This window comes from Megasphaera elsdenii DSM 20460 (assembly GCF_003010495.1).
In the GTDB taxonomy this organism is placed as follows: domain Bacteria; phylum Bacillota; class Negativicutes; order Veillonellales; family Megasphaeraceae; genus Megasphaera; species Megasphaera elsdenii.
The window spans coordinates 168,916-183,888 of record NZ_CP027570.1; the positions used below are offsets into that span (position 1 = coordinate 168,916).

Sequence of the window (14,973 nt, forward strand, 5' to 3'; positions counted from 1 at the left end):
ACAAGCGGTTAACGGCTGGCACATGAGCTCAGGCGGGGCGCCCTTTGAGACGGCCCCTACAAGCGGTTAACGGCTGGCACACGAGACCAGGCGGGCCGCCCTTTGGGACGGCCCCTACAAGCTGCTAACTGCTAACTGCTAACTGCTAACTGCTAACTGCTAACTGCTAACTGCTAACTGCTAACTGCTAACTGCTAACTGCTAACTGCTAAAATTAGCGTAACAGGTTTGCCTGAAAAAGGCAAGCGAAAAGGCGCTGTCTTTATGCGACAGCGCCTTTTGAGTTTGCAATTTGTAGTTGGTCGTGGAGGGTTATCTCCGAAAGGCCTTTTCGATGGCTTCGCGCAGGGTAGCTACGCCCAGGAAATGGCAGTCCGGGAATTTATCTTTTTCAATGTCTTCCAGGTTGCCTTTGGGCAGGATGAAGGTGTTGAAGCCCATCTTAGCAGCTTCTTTGACGCGGCGCAGGGCCTGGGGGACGCGGCGGATGTCGCCGGTGAGGCCGACTTCGCCCATGACGACAGTGCGGCTGTCCATGGAGATGTCCCGCAGACTGGAGTAGACGGCCAGGGCTACGGGCAGGTCCGCTGCCGTTTCGGTCAGGCGCAGGCCGCCGACGACGTTGATATAGACGTCCTGACTCCCCAAGGGAACACCCAGGCGTTTTTCCAGGACCGCCAAGAGGATGATCAGGCGGTTATAGTCCATGCCCGACGCCGTGCGGCGCGGTACGGCGAAGACGGAATGAGCCGTCAGGGCCTGGATTTCACCGAGCATGGGCCGCATCCCGTCGAGGACAGCGGCCACGGCAGAGCCTGCCTGGTCCGCTGCCCGTTCGGCCAAGAGTAGCTGCGACGGATTTTCCAGTTCCGAAAGGCCGCCGCTAGTCATGGTGAAGAGACCCGATTCGTTCGTCGAGCCAAAGCGGTTCTTGATGCCCCGCAGGATGCGGAACTGGTAGTTCCGTTCGCCTTCGAAGTAGAGGACGACATCGACCATGTGCTCCATCATGCGCGGCCCGGCGATGGCGCCGTCCTTGGTGACGTGGCCGATGACGACGACCGGGATGCCTTCGCTCTTGGCAAAGGTCATGAGGCGGCTCGTGCCTTCGCGAATCTGGGCCAGGCTGCCCGGCGTGCCTTCGATGTCGCGGCTGTACATGGTCTGGATGGAGTCGACGACGAGCAGGGCCGGGCGGCGCCGCTTCGCTTCGTCGAGGATGTTGTCCAGGGACGTGTCGGCCTGGATAATCAGCTGCGGCGTGGAAATGCCCAGGCGCTGGGCACGCATCTTGATCTGGCCTGCCGATTCTTCACCGGAACCGTAGAGGACGCTGCCGTTCTTTTCGCAGACTGCCGCCGCCAGCTGCAGGACCAGTGTCGACTTGCCGATGCCCGGGTCGCCGCTGAGGAGGATCAGGGCGCCCGGGACGATGCCGCCGCCGAGGACGCGGTCCAGTTCGCCGATGCCCGTTTCCATGCGGGCCATGTCTTCCATGGCGATATCCGCCAAGGATGCCGCCTGGGACGCCGGGCCGCTGCGGGCCATGCTCTGGGCAGCCTTAGGCGCTTCCGGCTCGACCGTCTCTTCTGTCATGGTATTCCATTCACCGCACTGCGGGCAGCGGCCGAGCCAGCGGCTGGACACGCTGCCACAGTTGGTGCAGACGTAACGGGTCTTTCTCTTTGCCATACCTGCTCCTTACTCCGTCGTAAAGACGAGTTTCTTCTTGTCCAAACTGTCGACGTGGATCGTATTGCCGTCCTTGACGTCGCCGCTGAGGAGCATTTCCGAAATCGGGTCTTCGACGAGCTTCTGGATGGCCCGTTTCAACGGCCGGGCGCCATAGGCAAAGTCCGTGCCTTCTTTGACGAGGATGTCGTCGGCGGCCGTCGTCCAATCCATGGCCACGCCTTTTTCGCCAAGGCGTTTCGTCAGGTCCTGGAGCAGGATGTCGACGATCTGGCGCAGGTCTTTCTGTTCCAGCGGCTTGAAGACGATGATTTCGTCGATACGGTTGAGAAATTCCGGACGGAAGAAGCGTTTCACATCGGCCATGATTTCCTTCTTGGCGACTTCGAAAGACGCTTCCCGGTCCTTGGCACTGTCGCCGCCCGTCGAGAAGCCCATGACCGGGCCCGACGGTTTGAGGTGCGATGCGCCGAGATTGCTGGTCATGATGATGACGGTATTGCGGAAATCGACGGTCCGGCCTTTGGAGTCAGTCAGGCGGCCTTCGTCGAGGACCTGCAGGAGCAGGTTGAAGAAGTCGCTGCTGGCCTTTTCCACTTCGTCGAAGAGGATGACACTGTACGGTTTTTCCCGAACTGCGTCGGTCAATTCGCCCCCTTCTTCATAGCCGACATAGCCCGGAGGGGCGCCGACCAGGCGGGAGACACTGTATTTTTCCATAAATTCGCTCATGTCGATGCGGATCATGTTGTCGGCACTGCCGAAGAGCTGGGCGGCCAGGGTCCGGGCCAGTTCGGTCTTGCCGACACCGGACGGACCAAGGAAGAGGAAGGAACCGATGGGGCGGTTGGCATCCTTGAGGCCGGCTCGGGCCCGGCGGACGGCTTTAGCTACGGCCGTGACGGCGTCATCCTGGCTGATGACCCGTTTATGCAGTTCTTCTTCTAAGTGAAGGAGGCGCTGCGATTCCGTTTCTGTAATTTGCTGGACCGGGACGCCTGTCCACATGGACACGACGTCGGCAATGTCGTTTTCCGTGACGACGAGTTTTTCATCGTCGTGCTGTTTCTTTTCTTTTTGAAGAGCCGAGATTTCCGATGATACCTTCTTGCCGGCATCGCGGAGGGACGCGCATTTTTCGAAGTCTTCCCCAGCCAGGGCCGCTTCTTTTTCTTTATTGATATCAGCCAGTTTCTGTTCCAGGTCCTGGAGTTCATGGGACGGCGCGTAGACCTTCATGCGGACGCGGGCTGCCGCTTCGTCCATGACGTCGATGGCCTTGTCCGGCAGATAGCGGTCGGAAATGTACCGTGCCGACAATTTGACGGCGGCTCTTACGGCGTCGTCCGTGATACGGGCCTTGTGGAAGGCTTCGTAGCGGTCGCGCAGGCCGAAGAGGATGGCCATGGCGTCGTCTTCCGTCGGTTCGCCGACCAGGACGGGCTGGAAACGGCGGGCCAGAGCGGCATCTTTTTCAAAGTGTTTCTTGTATTCGTCGATGGTCGTAGCGCCGATGCACTGCAGGTCGCCCCGGGCCAGGGCCGGTTTGAGGATATTGGCTGCATCCATGGCCCCTTCGACGGCACCGGCGCCGATGAGCTGGTGGATTTCGTCGATGAAGAGGATGATGGTATCGTCCTGTTCGATGACGTCGAGGATGCGCTTGATCCGTTCTTCAAATTCGCCGCGGTACTTGGTACCGGCAACGATGCTGGCCAGGTCGAGGGAGAAAATGCGCTTGTCCAGCAGGCTGTCAGGCACGTTGCCGTTGATGATGCGCTGGGCCAGGCCTTCGGCAATGGCCGTCTTGCCGACGCCAGGTGCGCCGATGAGGACCGGATTGTTCTTGGTCCGGCGGCTGAGGATCTGGATGACCCGGCTGATTTCCTTTTCCCGGCCGATGACCGGGTCGATTTTGCCCTTCTTGGCCCATTCATTGAGATCACGGCCGAACTGGGACAAGTCGCTGCCGTTCTTGGCAGCCACGGCGTCGCCGCCTTCGACGGCCGGGTCGTTCATGAGTTCACTCAGGCGTTGGGAGACGAGGTCCGGGTCGATGTCCATATCTTCCAGGATCTGGACGGCCATGCCGCTCCCTTCTTCGAGGATGCCGGCCAGCATGTGTTCCGTGCCGACATAGTTCTGTTCCAGTCGGTTGGCTTCGCGGACGGCCAGTTCCATGGCCCGCTTCGTCCGCGGCGTCAGGCGCAGTTTCGACGGCGTATCCTGTCCCCAGCCGACGTGCTGTTCGATGGCGCGGGTGACATTTTCCGGCGTCAGGCCCAACTGGTTGAGGAGCAGGCCGGCAATGCCGTCTGTATTGAGAACGAGACCGAGTAGGATATGTTCGGTCCCGACGTAATCATGGTGGAATTTTTGTGCCGCTTCCTGCGCATACTGCAGGACAGCTTTGGCATCATTGGTGAGACGATTGTTCATCATGGGAAATTCACTTCCTCCGGTAAGCTGCGAGTACGGACTGGACGGCCTGGGCCCGCTGGTGCTGGAGCTCTTCATCATTCAGTTCCGCCCCGGCCTTGAGCTGTAAATAAGCCGGTTCGACGACGGTCATGATGGCTTCATAGGCCAGGGGCTGTTCCGGGATGACGCCCATATCGATGCCGAAACGCAGGTCACTGGCCAGGGCCAGCGATTCCTGGTCCGACAGGAGCCAGGCCTGACTGAGCGTCCCGTACGTGCGCAGCCATTTATCTTTTAAGGTATTTTCATTGTGGTCCCAAACGAGACTGCGGCAATTTTGTTCTTCCTGGACAATCTGGGTGACGATCTTGCTCAATTGATCGAGGATGTCCGTTTCGGTCACGCCCAGCGTAATCTGGTTGGTGATCTGGAAGATGTTGCCGATACATTCGTTGCGTTCACCGTACATACCGGATACGGTGAAGCCGAATTTGGTGATGCCCTGGACGATGCGGTTGAACCGCTTCATCATGACCAGGGCCGGTACGTGGATGGTCACGCCTGCCGTCAGGCCCGTGCCGGTCAGGGACGGGCTGGCCGTAAGGTAGCCGAAATCATCGCGGAAGGCGAAATCCAGATGGCTTTCCAAGGCGTCGTCGACCTGGGCGGCCTGATCCCAGACGCGCTGGAGGTCAAAGCCCGGTGCTGCCGTCTGGATGACGAGGTGATCCTCTTCGTTGAGCATGATGGAGACGGCCCCGTCATCGCGGAGCAGGACGCCGCGGTGCTTCGGATGTTCGATGTGACCGGCCGACGAAAAATGTTTCACAGCCATCATTTCCCGTTCCATCGGCGATAACTCTTCCAGGCCGATAAAGGTATAACGGCCGTGTCCCAATGTATCGAGGGGACCGATCTGGCGTTTTCCTTCTTCCAGGACCGCTGCCAGTTCCGTATCCGACGCTTTGTCGGGGAAAACGTATTTCTTCAGGTTCCGGTCCAGGCGGACACGGCTGTCGATGACGATGTCATTGAACTTGCCCGTCCCGTCCTGCCAGGGGCAGAGCGGCTGCTGGAGCATATCATGTGCCATGGCTCATTCCCCCTTTCCGCCGTCCGGCAATTGACGCTGGAGGGCGCGGATTTCGTCGCGGACTTTAGCTGCTTCTTCATAGCGTTCTTCCTGGACCAGCTTCTGCAGGTGCTGGCGCAGGCGCTTGACGTGCGTCGCCGTCCGGAAGACGCCGGTGCCGCGGTTGGGCACTTTACCGACGTGCTTGCTGTGGCCGTGGATGCGGCGCAGGAGCGGCGGGATTTCTTCCTTGAACGCTTCATAGCAGTCGGGGCAGCCGAATTTGCCCAAGCGGTTAAATTCGCTGTAGGTCATGCCGCAGCTGGCACAACGCGGTTCGTCGCCGCTGCGTCCCTGGTAATCGGGATAGGCCATCTTGCGGAAAAAATCGTTATCGATAATATTCAAATCTCTGAAATTAGAAAAATTAGTCTGTTTCTTGGCACAGGCCGCACACAGGTGCAAGTCCGTGCGCCGCCCGTTCTCGATCTTGACGATATGGACAACAGCCTCTCTTTTCTTACAGGCATCACATAACATAGCCCTCACGTCCTTTCTATGACTCAATGGAGATTGAGGTTCTTCAAAATATCGCTGATGACCAGCAGCCGCGTCCCTTCGTCGTCGATACGGCGGTACAGGGATTCAAAGGTCAAATGGAGGATGACCGCTTCGTTGTTGGTCAGACTGCGCCGTTTGAGGAGCTGGTACAGCAAGGCATCCAGGTCTTCCATGGAAATGCTGACGGCCGGCAGCCGTTCATGCAAGAGGACCGGTGTGCGGTCTTGCTTCTTCGGCGTCAATTTGATAATGCGGACGAAGCCGCCGGACCCGCGCCGCGATTCGACCAGATAGCCCTTGTCGTTGGAAAAGCGCGTACTCAGGACATAGCTGATCTGCGACGGTGCGCATTGCAATTCGTCAGCCAGTTCGTTACGGCGCAATACAATATCAGAATTATCTTCTTCTAGTAATTTATGTAATATGAATTGTTCAATCTTATCGGCTAACACACTCATCGTAAATCACCCCTCAAAAAACATTTTCCTTTTTGACTTTCATACAACTCTATTATATTCGTCTTTTTGACTTTACGCAAGAGCTCTGCTCTCATTTCCCATCATGCAGGCAAAGAACCTTCCCACATCAGGAGAAACGGGCGTGCCACGTGCACGCTATAGACCTTTATGAGGAACGCTTTGCACTCCTGGTTGTACGAAATCACATAATAGTGTATTATGAATAGACTATGAACTGTGAGGTGTTCCGTTTGAAACGATTGGGGCCGGGCTCGGTCAGTTACTATTTTTATCACGAAAAAAAATTTCTGCTCATCGTCACGCTGAGCGGTATCTTATACAATATCGGCATGATTGCCGGTCCCTGGTTCGACGGGCAGCTGGCCCAATATCTTTACGATATTTTCGGCGGTACCCGGACGGCATCCGATATGTATGCCCTCTGCCTCTGCTACGCCCTGGTCATCGTCGGTGTCCAGGGAGCCCGCTATGTCAAGCGCCTGTACGTCCGGAAATTCGCCAATAATATCAGCCTGGCCATGAAAGACCGGATCTACCAGCACCTGGTCCAGACACCGAAACGGGACATGGAGCAGGCCGATACAGGGGCCTTGATGACCAAGGTCATTTCCGACATCGATACCTGCGTCGAAGGGATGCGCAAATTCACGACGGAAATCTTCGATACGGGCGTCGTCATGATGACCTACATCGTCATGCTCCTCTGCTATGACTGGCGCCTGACCTTATGCGTCCTCGTCTTCCCGCCCATCGCCTATGCCCTGGCCAACAGCCTGCGCCGCCTGGTCGCCACGACGGCAGCCCGCAGCAAGGAAAGCAGCGGCGCCCTGTCGGGCATGACCCTGGACCGCATCAGCAACGCCCTGACGTACCGCGTCTACGGCGAAGAAGCTGTCCAGGACCGGCGCTATGAAACGTACCTGGCCGACTACGAAAAGAAAATGATTCTGGCCAATCTCTGGGAAAATACGCTCCAGCCCATTTACAAAGTCATCGCCATGATCGGCACCGTGCTGGTCATCTGGTTCGGCGGCCATAACGTCCAGGGCACGGGCTGGGAAAATTGGGACATTGCAGCCTTTTCGACGTACCTGGCCTGTTTCATCAAACTGGCGACGAAGTCGTCCCATGCGGCGAAATTGTTCAACGCCATCCAGAAAGCCCAGGTATCATGGCAGCGCATCCAGCCCCATCTCCAGGCGGCTGCCGAGCTTCGCCAGCCCGTACCGCCAGCGGCGCCGGCGGAATTGACGGTCCGCCACCTGTCCTTTACCTATCCCGGCAGCGCCAACCCGATTTTCCGGGACCTGTCCTTTTCCGCCAAGCCCGGCACCCTCATCGGCGTCACCGGGCCCGTGGCCTGCGGCAAATCGACGCTGGGCCAGGCCTTTCTCTGTGAAAATCCCCACGGCGGCCAGATTTTCTTCGGCACCAAGGAACTGGGCAACGGCCATACGGCACCGGACGGCATCGTCGGCTATTGCGGCCACGACGCGGAACTCTTTGCAGCTACCATCGAAGAGAACATCCGCCTCGGCCTGCCTGGCGATATCGGCACTGTCCTGAAAATGGTCTGCATGGACCAGGACTGCGCCACCTTCCCGGCCGGGACCCAGACGCCTATCGGCGAAGGCGGCCAGCGCTTGTCCGGCGGCCAGCAGGCCCGCATCGCCCTGGCCCGGACCTTGTTCCATCCGCGGCCGCTCCTCATTCTCGACGACCCTTTCGCCGCCGTCGACATGGCGACGGAACAGATGATTTTCGACAACCTGCGCCGGCTCGGCAGCGACCGCATCATCCTCCTCTTGTCGCACCGCCTGTCCCTCTTCCCCAAGCTGGACCAGGTCATCTGGCTCAACGGAGACGGGACAGCCGTCGTCAGCACCCACGAAGGGCTCTACGCCTCGTGCCCGGCCTACCGGGACCTCTACGATTTGCAGCACGCCCAGGGAGGTGCTATCCATGAGTAACGTCATCTGGCAGACCTTGCGGCAGAACGGATGGCTCCTAGTGTTCCTGATACTGGCCATTGCCGTCTCTATCGCCGTGAGCGTCACGCCGCCCCTCATCTTGCAATACATCGTCGACAGCCTGGTCAGCGGCTCGTTCAGCACCTATTCCCTGCTGACGGCAGGCCTCCTCTATTTCGCCCTCAATGCCGGCAGCGGCCTCGTCGACGCTTTGAAGGAAACACTGATTACCGTCTTCGGTCAGAAAATCACGCACGGCCTACGTTCGGCCATGTGCCAGCGCCTCGGCGACTTGCCGGCATCTTATTTCGTCGGCCACGAAGCCGGCGCCGTCACGTCGCTCTTCGTCAACGACGTCGACACGTTGGAGAACCTCTTCGATTCCGGCGTCGTCAGCATGATTGCCGATGCCTTCACCATTTTCAGCATCCTCGCCGTCGTCTTCCACCTGAGCACGGGCCTGGGCATCCTGCTCTGTATCAGCCTGCCCCTGCTCTTTCTCCTGACTCGCTATTTCCAGAAGCGCATGCTCCAGGCCCAGCGGGATAATCGTATCGCCGTCGGCCGGACGAACGAGCTCATTCCGGAAACGGTCCGCAATATCCGCACGATCCACACGTGCCAGCAGGAAAATTATCTGCGCCAGCGCTACGGCCGGACCATCCGGGCCAGCTTCGACGCCATGGAGCGGAGTAATTTCTGCGATTCCATCTATTCGCCCCTCATCATCGCCAGCTGTACCCTTATCATCTGCGTCATGATGACCTTATCTGTCAGCAGTCCGTCCCTGCAGGAGCTCTTCGGCATGACCGTCGGCAGCGTCGTCGCCCTCATCGCTTACGTGCGCCGCATCTTTTCGCCCTTAGAGAGCATCGGCATGGAAATCCAGAACATCCAGTCTGCCATCGCCGGCATCGGCCGCCTGAAGGACTTCTTTGCCGAACCCGTCCAGGCCCAAGGGCAGTGTACCGCCCTCGACAAGGCCGCAGCCCCGCTGGTCATCGACGACGTCACGTTCGGCTACGACCGGGAAAAAGCCATTCTCCACCACGTCTCGCTCACGGTCAAAGCCGGGGAAATGGTCACCATCACCGGCCGCACCGGTGCCGGCAAGAGCACCCTCTTCAAGCTCATCCTCGGCCTCTACCGGCCCCGGCAGGGCCAGGTCCGCATCTTCGGCTGCGACCCGTCCCAGCTGGCAGCCCCTTTGCGGCGTCAAGTCTTCGGCTACGTTGAACAGCAGTTCCACGCCATCCGTGGCACCGTCGCCGACCAGCTCAGCCTCAAAGACGAACGAGTCACGAGGGACGCCATGGAAAAAGCCCTGCGCCTCGTCGGCCTGTGGGAAACATGCTGCGCCCTGCCTCAGGGCCTGGACACGCCCTTCCGGCCGGAACTCTTCTCCCGCGGCCAAAGCCAGCTCCTGTCCATCGCCCGGGCCATCGTCATGGACCCGCAAATCCTCTTGTTCGATGAAATCACGGCCAACCTCGATTCTCTCACAGAAACCCAGGTCCTCCAGGCCCTGCAGGCTGCGGCCCAGGACCGGACCGTCCTCTCCATCTCTCATCGCCTCTACGAAGCCCGCGGCGGCCGCCGCGTCGTCATCGGAGAAACGGAATCGTAGGTCGTTCGTCATAAAAAAAAGGCTTGTCGCACGACGACAAGCCCTTTTTGAGTTTGAAGTTTGAAGTTAAAGCGGCATCTAAGTCCGAAGCGGCCGGCGAACTGCGGCCGGCGAAGCACCAGTCACTATTTCACCGGTGCTTCGATGGGATCGTAATCAGCCGGTTTGTCCGTAATGGCTGCTTCGTCGATGGCCGACGGGACCGGGTCGAAGCCCTGGCGGAAGAGGGCCTTGATGGCTGCGATATACGGCGGGACGATGGTGTCCATGAGGAGATAGCGCTTGCGGAAGAGGTTGCGCTTCTGCGACTTGATTTCGCCATATTTACGCCGCTTCTCTTCGATGGGCAGGCGGAAATACCATTTTTCCTTCGCATCGGGACCGGCGCCTTCGCCAAGCCAGAAGTCGTTGAAATTCGTCTTCTTCGAGCGATTGCCGCGCAGCATGTGACTGTTGGTATAGAAGCCTTCGTCAGTGATAACGTACATATCGTGGATTCCCAGGGTCTGAACGAAGATACGCATCAAATAGAGGATGAAGTTCTTCGGCCGGTAGCCAAAGAGCTTCTTGGTCAGGACTTTCGTCGTTTCCAGGCCGTGCTTCGATCCCTGGATAGTGCCGATATACATGGACGGTGTCCCGTCGGCATTGTAGTCGAAGCGGAAATTGAAGTGATAGATCATCTGGCCTTCGTGATAGAGGTACAGCGACAGGAAGCCCTCCTTGCGCTGGCCCGTATCGAAGATGAGCCGTGCTTCCAAGGGCAGCGATTCATCGGGCGAGGTCCACAGGGTATAGCCTTTCCCCCAGTAGAGTTCGTGGATGACGTCGTCGGAAAAGAAGGTCCGCAAAATGGTGAAATGGTGTTTCAACGCATCCAGGCGCTGGCGCATGGTCGAATCCTTGAACAAGAAGACGCGGGTCATGACTTCCTGGAAATCCGGGTCGTGCTGGTCGAAGAAACCCTTCATCGGTTCGTAATGGTCGAAGAAATCGTAAAGTTCTTCAAATAAGGCCCGGTTGGACACGGCACGGGCAAAAAAAACGACAGCCCGCTTGTTTTCCTGGAAATTCCGGGGACCGTATATGAGGCGCGATAAGTGCCAGAAATAGGAAATGCTGTGCATGAAATTCCTCCTATCAAGTACAAAGCTAATAGTACTATTATACGGGCAAGGCAAGCAGGCTGTCAATGTGGAGTTCGTGGCTAGTGGCTAGTGGTTCGTGGCTATGGGCGAATCGCTATAATTTCCGTACGATGTTCGCCGGGACGTGGGCCAAGTCGTGGGTGCCCGTGATCATCATGGCATCCATGAGCTGGCGTTTGAGCGTATCCAAGAGGAGTTTGACCCCTTCCGCTCCTCCGCCGACAGCCGCGACGGCAGCTGGCCGGCCGATGAGGACGGCGTCGGCGCCGAGGGCCAGCATCTTGAGGATGTCTTCACCGTGACGGACGCCGCCGTCGACGAAGATCGTGATCCGCCCTTTGACAGCAGCGGCGATGTCGGGCAGGACATCGGCAGTCCCGGCCATGCCGTCGAGGACGCGGCCGCCGTGGTTGCTGACGACGATGCCCTTAGCACCGGCTTCGGCACAGGCAACGGCTTCTTCGGCCGACATGACGCCTTTGACGATGAAGGGCAACTGGATAGCCTGTACAATCTCAGCAATGTCACTGGCGCTCTTCGGGCCTACGGGCTGGCCAAAGATGCGCATGTTGATCAACGTCGCCGCATCGATGTCGCTGGCAACGGCAAAAGCGCCGGCTTCTTCGGCCTGATGGGCCTTCTCGATGATTTGGTCGTTGCTGCGGGGCTTGATAGTCGGAATGACGATGCCCGGCCGTTTCTGACAAGACGCAATCCCCGAAGCATACATGTAAGGCGCACCGCTGTCACCAGTAAAGCAGAGGGTCCCTGCTTCCAGGGCCGCCTGGGTGACAGCTTCGTCGTATGCCTGTTCCACTTCCGCCGGGTCGCCGTCGACTTTGGCATTGAGTACGATACCACCGACAGGCGCCAGGAGGACCGGCATGCTCAGCGTCTTGCCGAGGATCGTCACAGTCGTATCCGGGTCGTCGACACCGGACATGCTGCGCATGACCAGGCCGTATTCCTGGAGGGCTTCGACGTTACGCATGAAAGACCGGCCCGTGCGCAGGCCGCCGAATCCAGGAATCATGCCGATGCAGGCCTTGCCATTGCACTGGGGACAGACATGGCAGCCCTTCATTTTTTCACGAGCTTTGTTCCTTACTTCCTGTAAATCCATGAGAATCACTTCCTAAATGAAAATTTTATTGTCAGCACGGCCGTTGTAGGTCGTCTCTAACATCTTGACATGGGATAAAAAGGCCGGGTCATCGAAATACTTGGCCCCTTTGGGACAGTTGCGCACGCAGCGCTGGCACTTGATGCAGATGCCCGTGACGACCGACGGTTGATCCAGGTCGATGGACCCCATAGGGCACTGGCGGGCGCAGAGGCCGCAGGATACGCATTTTTCCAAATCCGTCTTGGGCTTGGCCTTGAGGAACTTGGCCGGCTGGCCGTCGACGCCCTTAGGAACGTAATACGGCGCCTGAGCATCGCCGTCGACGACGAGATGCGGTACCATGCCATCGGTCTGACGGATTTTCGATACGGCCAGATCCGTCAGGCGGACCATGAGGGCCAAATCGTCCTCATCGGGCCGATTGGGCGCCAGGGCGTCGGAAAAAGCGTGGGTCCCGACGAAAGCACCAGCCGCAACGGTGCGGAAGCCGTTGCCGTCGAGGGTCGCACAGAGTTCGGCCAGGGCGTTGTCGAAAGACCGGTTGCCATAAGTCACGACAGCCAGGGCCAGGGCCCCTTTGCCGATGAGTTTTTCCTGATACGTCGGCAAAATCTTATTGGGCAATTTCCCGGCATACGTCGGACCGCCGACGATGACCAGGTCGCCTGCCGAAAAAGTACGGACCCTTTCGCGTTCTTCCGGCAAATCCAGGGAAATGGCCCGGCACGATACCTGAAAGAGCCGCGCCGCTTCGGAAGCAGCCTGACAGACGAGGCGTTTCGTATTGCCTGTCGGGCTAAAATAGACAGCATACACATGTTGGATGTTCATAAAAATCACCTCAGTTACACAAAACCCGATGCATCCTTCCTTTTCCTTATTATATACCTAAAAAGGACTGTCGCACAAAGTTTTTTACGCTCTGCGAAGTCCTTGTTTGAAGTTTGATGTTCCTTCCGCTTTTATGTTAGAATACAGTATGATTTTTACAAAAAATGAGGTGTCTTATGCAAAAGAAAATATATGCCGTGCGGCGTGGCCGTACGACGGGTCTGTTCCTGTCCTGGGCAGACTGTCAACAACAAGTGAATGGCTTCCCCGGCGCCCGCTTCAAGAGTTTCACCGACGCGACAGAGGCCTGGAAATGGCTCAACGGCGAAGAAACGGCGACGCCGAAGAAGGCAAGGGCTCCCAAAAAAAACCGGCCATCATCCAAAGCAGCTGTACCGTCTGCCCCGCTCCGTCCCGACGAGGAACAGGATTTCGTCATCTATACCGATGGCTCGTGCCTGCGCAATCCCGATGGGCCCGGCGGCTGGGCCGTCGTCGCCCGCAATGTCGCTACCGGCGAAGTGACGGAGCTGTCTGACGGCAATCCGTCGACGACGAATAACCGCATGGAACTCCTGGCAGCCATCATGGCCCTGCGCTTCGCGCCGGAAGGGACGAAAGTCGCCTTGTACACCGACAGCCAGTACCTCAAGAACGGCATCACCAAATGGGTCGCCGGCTGGAAGCGCCGGGGCTGGAAAAAAGCCGACGGCCAGCCCGTCCTTAACCAGGGCTACTGGGTCGAACTGGACAAACTCTACAACTCTCACGACGTTACCTTCCACTGGGTCAAAGGCCACGTCGGCGTCGAACTCAATGAACGCTGCGACCAGCTGGCCAAAGCCCAGGCTGTGAAATATAAATAAGTGGTTAGTGGTTCGTTTTTACTGTAGGGGTCGCCACGTGGGCGACCCGCTTGGGTATTTGGGACGCGCTCTCCGAGCTGGAAAATAGCTCATATGCTGGGACGGGCTTGCCACGTGCAAGCCCCTACAGGTTTAAAATGTCGGCTACGAGCTGGTCTACTTCTTCTTGTTTCGTGCTCCACGAGGTACAGAAGCGGACGCAGACGTGGTCGTCGTCGACGGGGCCTTCGGCTTCAAAGACGTATTTTTGTCCCAGCTTCCGGGCCTGTTCCTGGCTGAGGATGACGAACTGCTGATTCGTCGGGCTGACGACGAGTTCTTCTATGCCCTTCTGGCGGAAGGCGTCGCGGATCTGCATGGCGTATTCGTCGGCCCGCTTGGTAATGGCAAAGTATGTCCCGTCATGGAGCAGCGTATAGAATTGGAGCCCTAGGATCCAGCCTTTGGCCAGGACGGCGCCGAACTGTTTCATATGAGCCTTGAAGCGGCGGCCCATATCGGGCTGGGTCAGGACGACGGCTTCGCCGAAGAAGGCGCCGCACTTGGTACCGCCGATATAGAAGGCATCGGCCAGACGGCCAAAATCAGCCAGGGTCAGGTCATTTTCGGCTGCGCCCAGGCCATAGCCCATACGGGCACCGTCGACGAAGAGATACATGTGATATTTGCGGCAAACTGCGGAAATGGCCGTCAATTCCGCTTTCGTATAGAGCGTCCCATATTCCGTCGTAAAGGAAACATAGACCAGCGACGGCCGCGTCAAGTATTCGGCTTCGCCGGAATTATAATAAGCCTGCACTTCCCCTTCGATCTGTTCAGCTGTAATCTTGCCATCATGATGGGGCAAGGCGACGATCTTGTGACCGGCGTTTTCGATGGATGCACATTCGTGACAGTTGATATGCCCCGTATCGGCACAGATGACGCTGTCACAGGAACCGAGGAGGGCTGAAATGGTGACGAAATTGGCCTGCGTCGCTCCCGGGAAAAAGTAGACCTTCCCCTGCGGGCACCGGGACAATTCCAAAATCAGTTTCTCTGCCTTATCACACCAGTCATCGACACCGTAACCGCCATACTGCGTATCGTTCGTCTGGGCCAAGGCCTGCAAAATACTGGCATGTGCACCATGATTATAGTCATTGTTAAAACGTATCATTTTATCCTGTCTCCTTACTAT

General features: G+C 57.9%; 12 protein-coding genes. 3 read left to right on the forward strand and 9 right to left on the reverse strand.

All coding sequences use genetic code 11. The features are described 5' to 3' along the window. Window positions 1-312 precede the first annotated feature (312 nt). The 5 genes from radA to C6362_RS00835 are packed head-to-tail and all read right to left on the reverse strand — an operon-like array spanning window position 313 to window position 6,204. Entirely contained in the window at window positions 313-1,692 is a 1,380-nt protein-coding gene (gene radA / locus C6362_RS00815; protein ID WP_014016306.1) for a DNA repair protein RadA, read from the reverse strand. A 9-nt stretch (window positions 1,693-1,701) separates the two neighbouring features. Next, window positions 1,702-4,131: an ATP-dependent Clp protease ATP-binding subunit gene (locus C6362_RS00820; RefSeq protein WP_173364628.1), complete on the reverse strand. Its 2,430-nt coding sequence runs from the start codon at window positions 4,129-4,131 to the stop codon at window positions 1,702-1,704. 10 nt (window positions 4,132-4,141) lie between these two features. Continuing rightward, complete coding sequence (locus C6362_RS00825) at window positions 4,142-5,206, reverse strand: ATP--guanido phosphotransferase (protein ID WP_014016304.1); 1,065 nt, start codon at window positions 5,204-5,206, stop codon at window positions 4,142-4,144. 3 nt (window positions 5,207-5,209) lie between these two features. After that, window positions 5,210-5,725, reverse strand: coding sequence for a UvrB/UvrC motif-containing protein (locus C6362_RS00830; RefSeq protein WP_014016303.1), 516 nt, complete (start codon window positions 5,723-5,725; stop codon window positions 5,210-5,212). 23 nt (window positions 5,726-5,748) lie between these two features. Continuing rightward, window positions 5,749-6,204, reverse strand: coding sequence for a CtsR family transcriptional regulator (locus tag C6362_RS00835; protein WP_014016302.1), 456 nt, complete (start codon window positions 6,202-6,204; stop codon window positions 5,749-5,751). 242 nt (window positions 6,205-6,446) lie between these two features. Between C6362_RS00835 and C6362_RS00840 the strand changes: the two genes are divergently transcribed. After that, window positions 6,447-8,195, forward strand: coding sequence for an ABC transporter ATP-binding protein (locus C6362_RS00840; protein ID WP_409347365.1), 1,749 nt, complete (start codon window positions 6,447-6,449; stop codon window positions 8,193-8,195). After that, the gene (locus C6362_RS00845) at window positions 8,188-9,822 is read left to right on the forward strand and encodes an ABC transporter ATP-binding protein (protein ID WP_014016300.1); all 1,635 of its coding nucleotides are present in this window, start codon (window positions 8,188-8,190) and stop codon (window positions 9,820-9,822) included. The genes C6362_RS00840 and C6362_RS00845 overlap by 8 nt, the downstream gene beginning before the upstream one ends. A gap of 125 nt (window positions 9,823-9,947) precedes the next feature. Here the strand turns inward: C6362_RS00845 and C6362_RS00850 are convergent, their stop codons facing one another. The 3 genes from C6362_RS00850 to C6362_RS00860 form a co-directional block, all read right to left on the reverse strand. Further along, entirely contained in the window at window positions 9,948-10,949 is a 1,002-nt protein-coding gene (locus tag C6362_RS00850; protein WP_014016299.1) for a VirK/YbjX family protein, read from the reverse strand. Window positions 10,950-11,064: 115 nt separating this feature from the next. Then, entirely contained in the window at window positions 11,065-12,093 is a 1,029-nt protein-coding gene (locus tag C6362_RS00855; RefSeq protein ID WP_014016298.1) for an alpha-hydroxy-acid oxidizing protein, read from the reverse strand. 12 nt (window positions 12,094-12,105) lie between these two features. Then, entirely contained in the window at window positions 12,106-12,927 is an 822-nt protein-coding gene (locus C6362_RS00860) for a 4Fe-4S binding protein (protein WP_014016297.1), read from the reverse strand. A gap of 176 nt (window positions 12,928-13,103) precedes the next feature. On the opposite strand from C6362_RS00860, the gene rnhA reads away from it, so the two are divergent. Next, complete coding sequence (gene rnhA / locus C6362_RS00865; RefSeq protein ID WP_014016296.1) at window positions 13,104-13,793, forward strand: ribonuclease HI; 690 nt, start codon at window positions 13,104-13,106, stop codon at window positions 13,791-13,793. A gap of 124 nt (window positions 13,794-13,917) precedes the next feature. Here the strand turns inward: rnhA and C6362_RS00870 are convergent, their stop codons facing one another. Further along, window positions 13,918-14,952 carry a threonine aldolase family protein gene (locus tag C6362_RS00870; protein WP_014016295.1) on the reverse strand — a complete coding sequence of 345 codons (1,035 nt, stop codon included), beginning with the start codon at window positions 14,950-14,952 and terminating at the stop codon, window positions 13,918-13,920. Window positions 14,953-14,973 lie beyond the last annotated feature (21 nt).

Bases quoted from the DNA above. Each gene is read 5' to 3' on its own strand.
- radA (WP_014016306.1), bottom strand. From the start codon at position 1,692: ATGGCAAAGAGAAAGACCCGTTACGTCTGCACCAACTGTGGCAGCGTG.
- C6362_RS00820 (WP_173364628.1), bottom strand. From the start codon at position 4,131: ATGAACAATCGTCTCACCAATGATGCCAAAGCTGTCCTGCAGTATGCG.
- C6362_RS00825 (WP_014016304.1), bottom strand. From the start codon at position 5,206: ATGGCACATGATATGCTCCAGCAGCCGCTCTGCCCCTGGCAGGACGGG.
- C6362_RS00830 (WP_014016303.1), bottom strand. From the start codon at position 5,725: ATGTTATGTGATGCCTGTAAGAAAAGAGAGGCTGTTGTCCATATCGTC.
- C6362_RS00835 (WP_014016302.1), bottom strand. From the start codon at position 6,204: ATGAGTGTGTTAGCCGATAAGATTGAACAATTCATATTACATAAATTA.
- C6362_RS00845 (WP_014016300.1), top strand. From the start codon at position 8,188: ATGAGTAACGTCATCTGGCAGACCTTGCGGCAGAACGGATGGCTCCTA.
- C6362_RS00850 (WP_014016299.1), bottom strand. From the start codon at position 10,949: ATGCACAGCATTTCCTATTTCTGGCACTTATCGCGCCTCATATACGGT.
- C6362_RS00855 (WP_014016298.1), bottom strand. From the start codon at position 12,093: ATGGATTTACAGGAAGTAAGGAACAAAGCTCGTGAAAAAATGAAGGGC.
- C6362_RS00860 (WP_014016297.1), bottom strand. From the start codon at position 12,927: ATGAACATCCAACATGTGTATGCTGTCTATTTTAGCCCGACAGGCAAT.
- rnhA (WP_014016296.1), top strand. From the start codon at position 13,104: ATGCAAAAGAAAATATATGCCGTGCGGCGTGGCCGTACGACGGGTCTG.
- C6362_RS00870 (WP_014016295.1), bottom strand. From the start codon at position 14,952: ATGATACGTTTTAACAATGACTATAATCATGGTGCACATGCCAGTATT.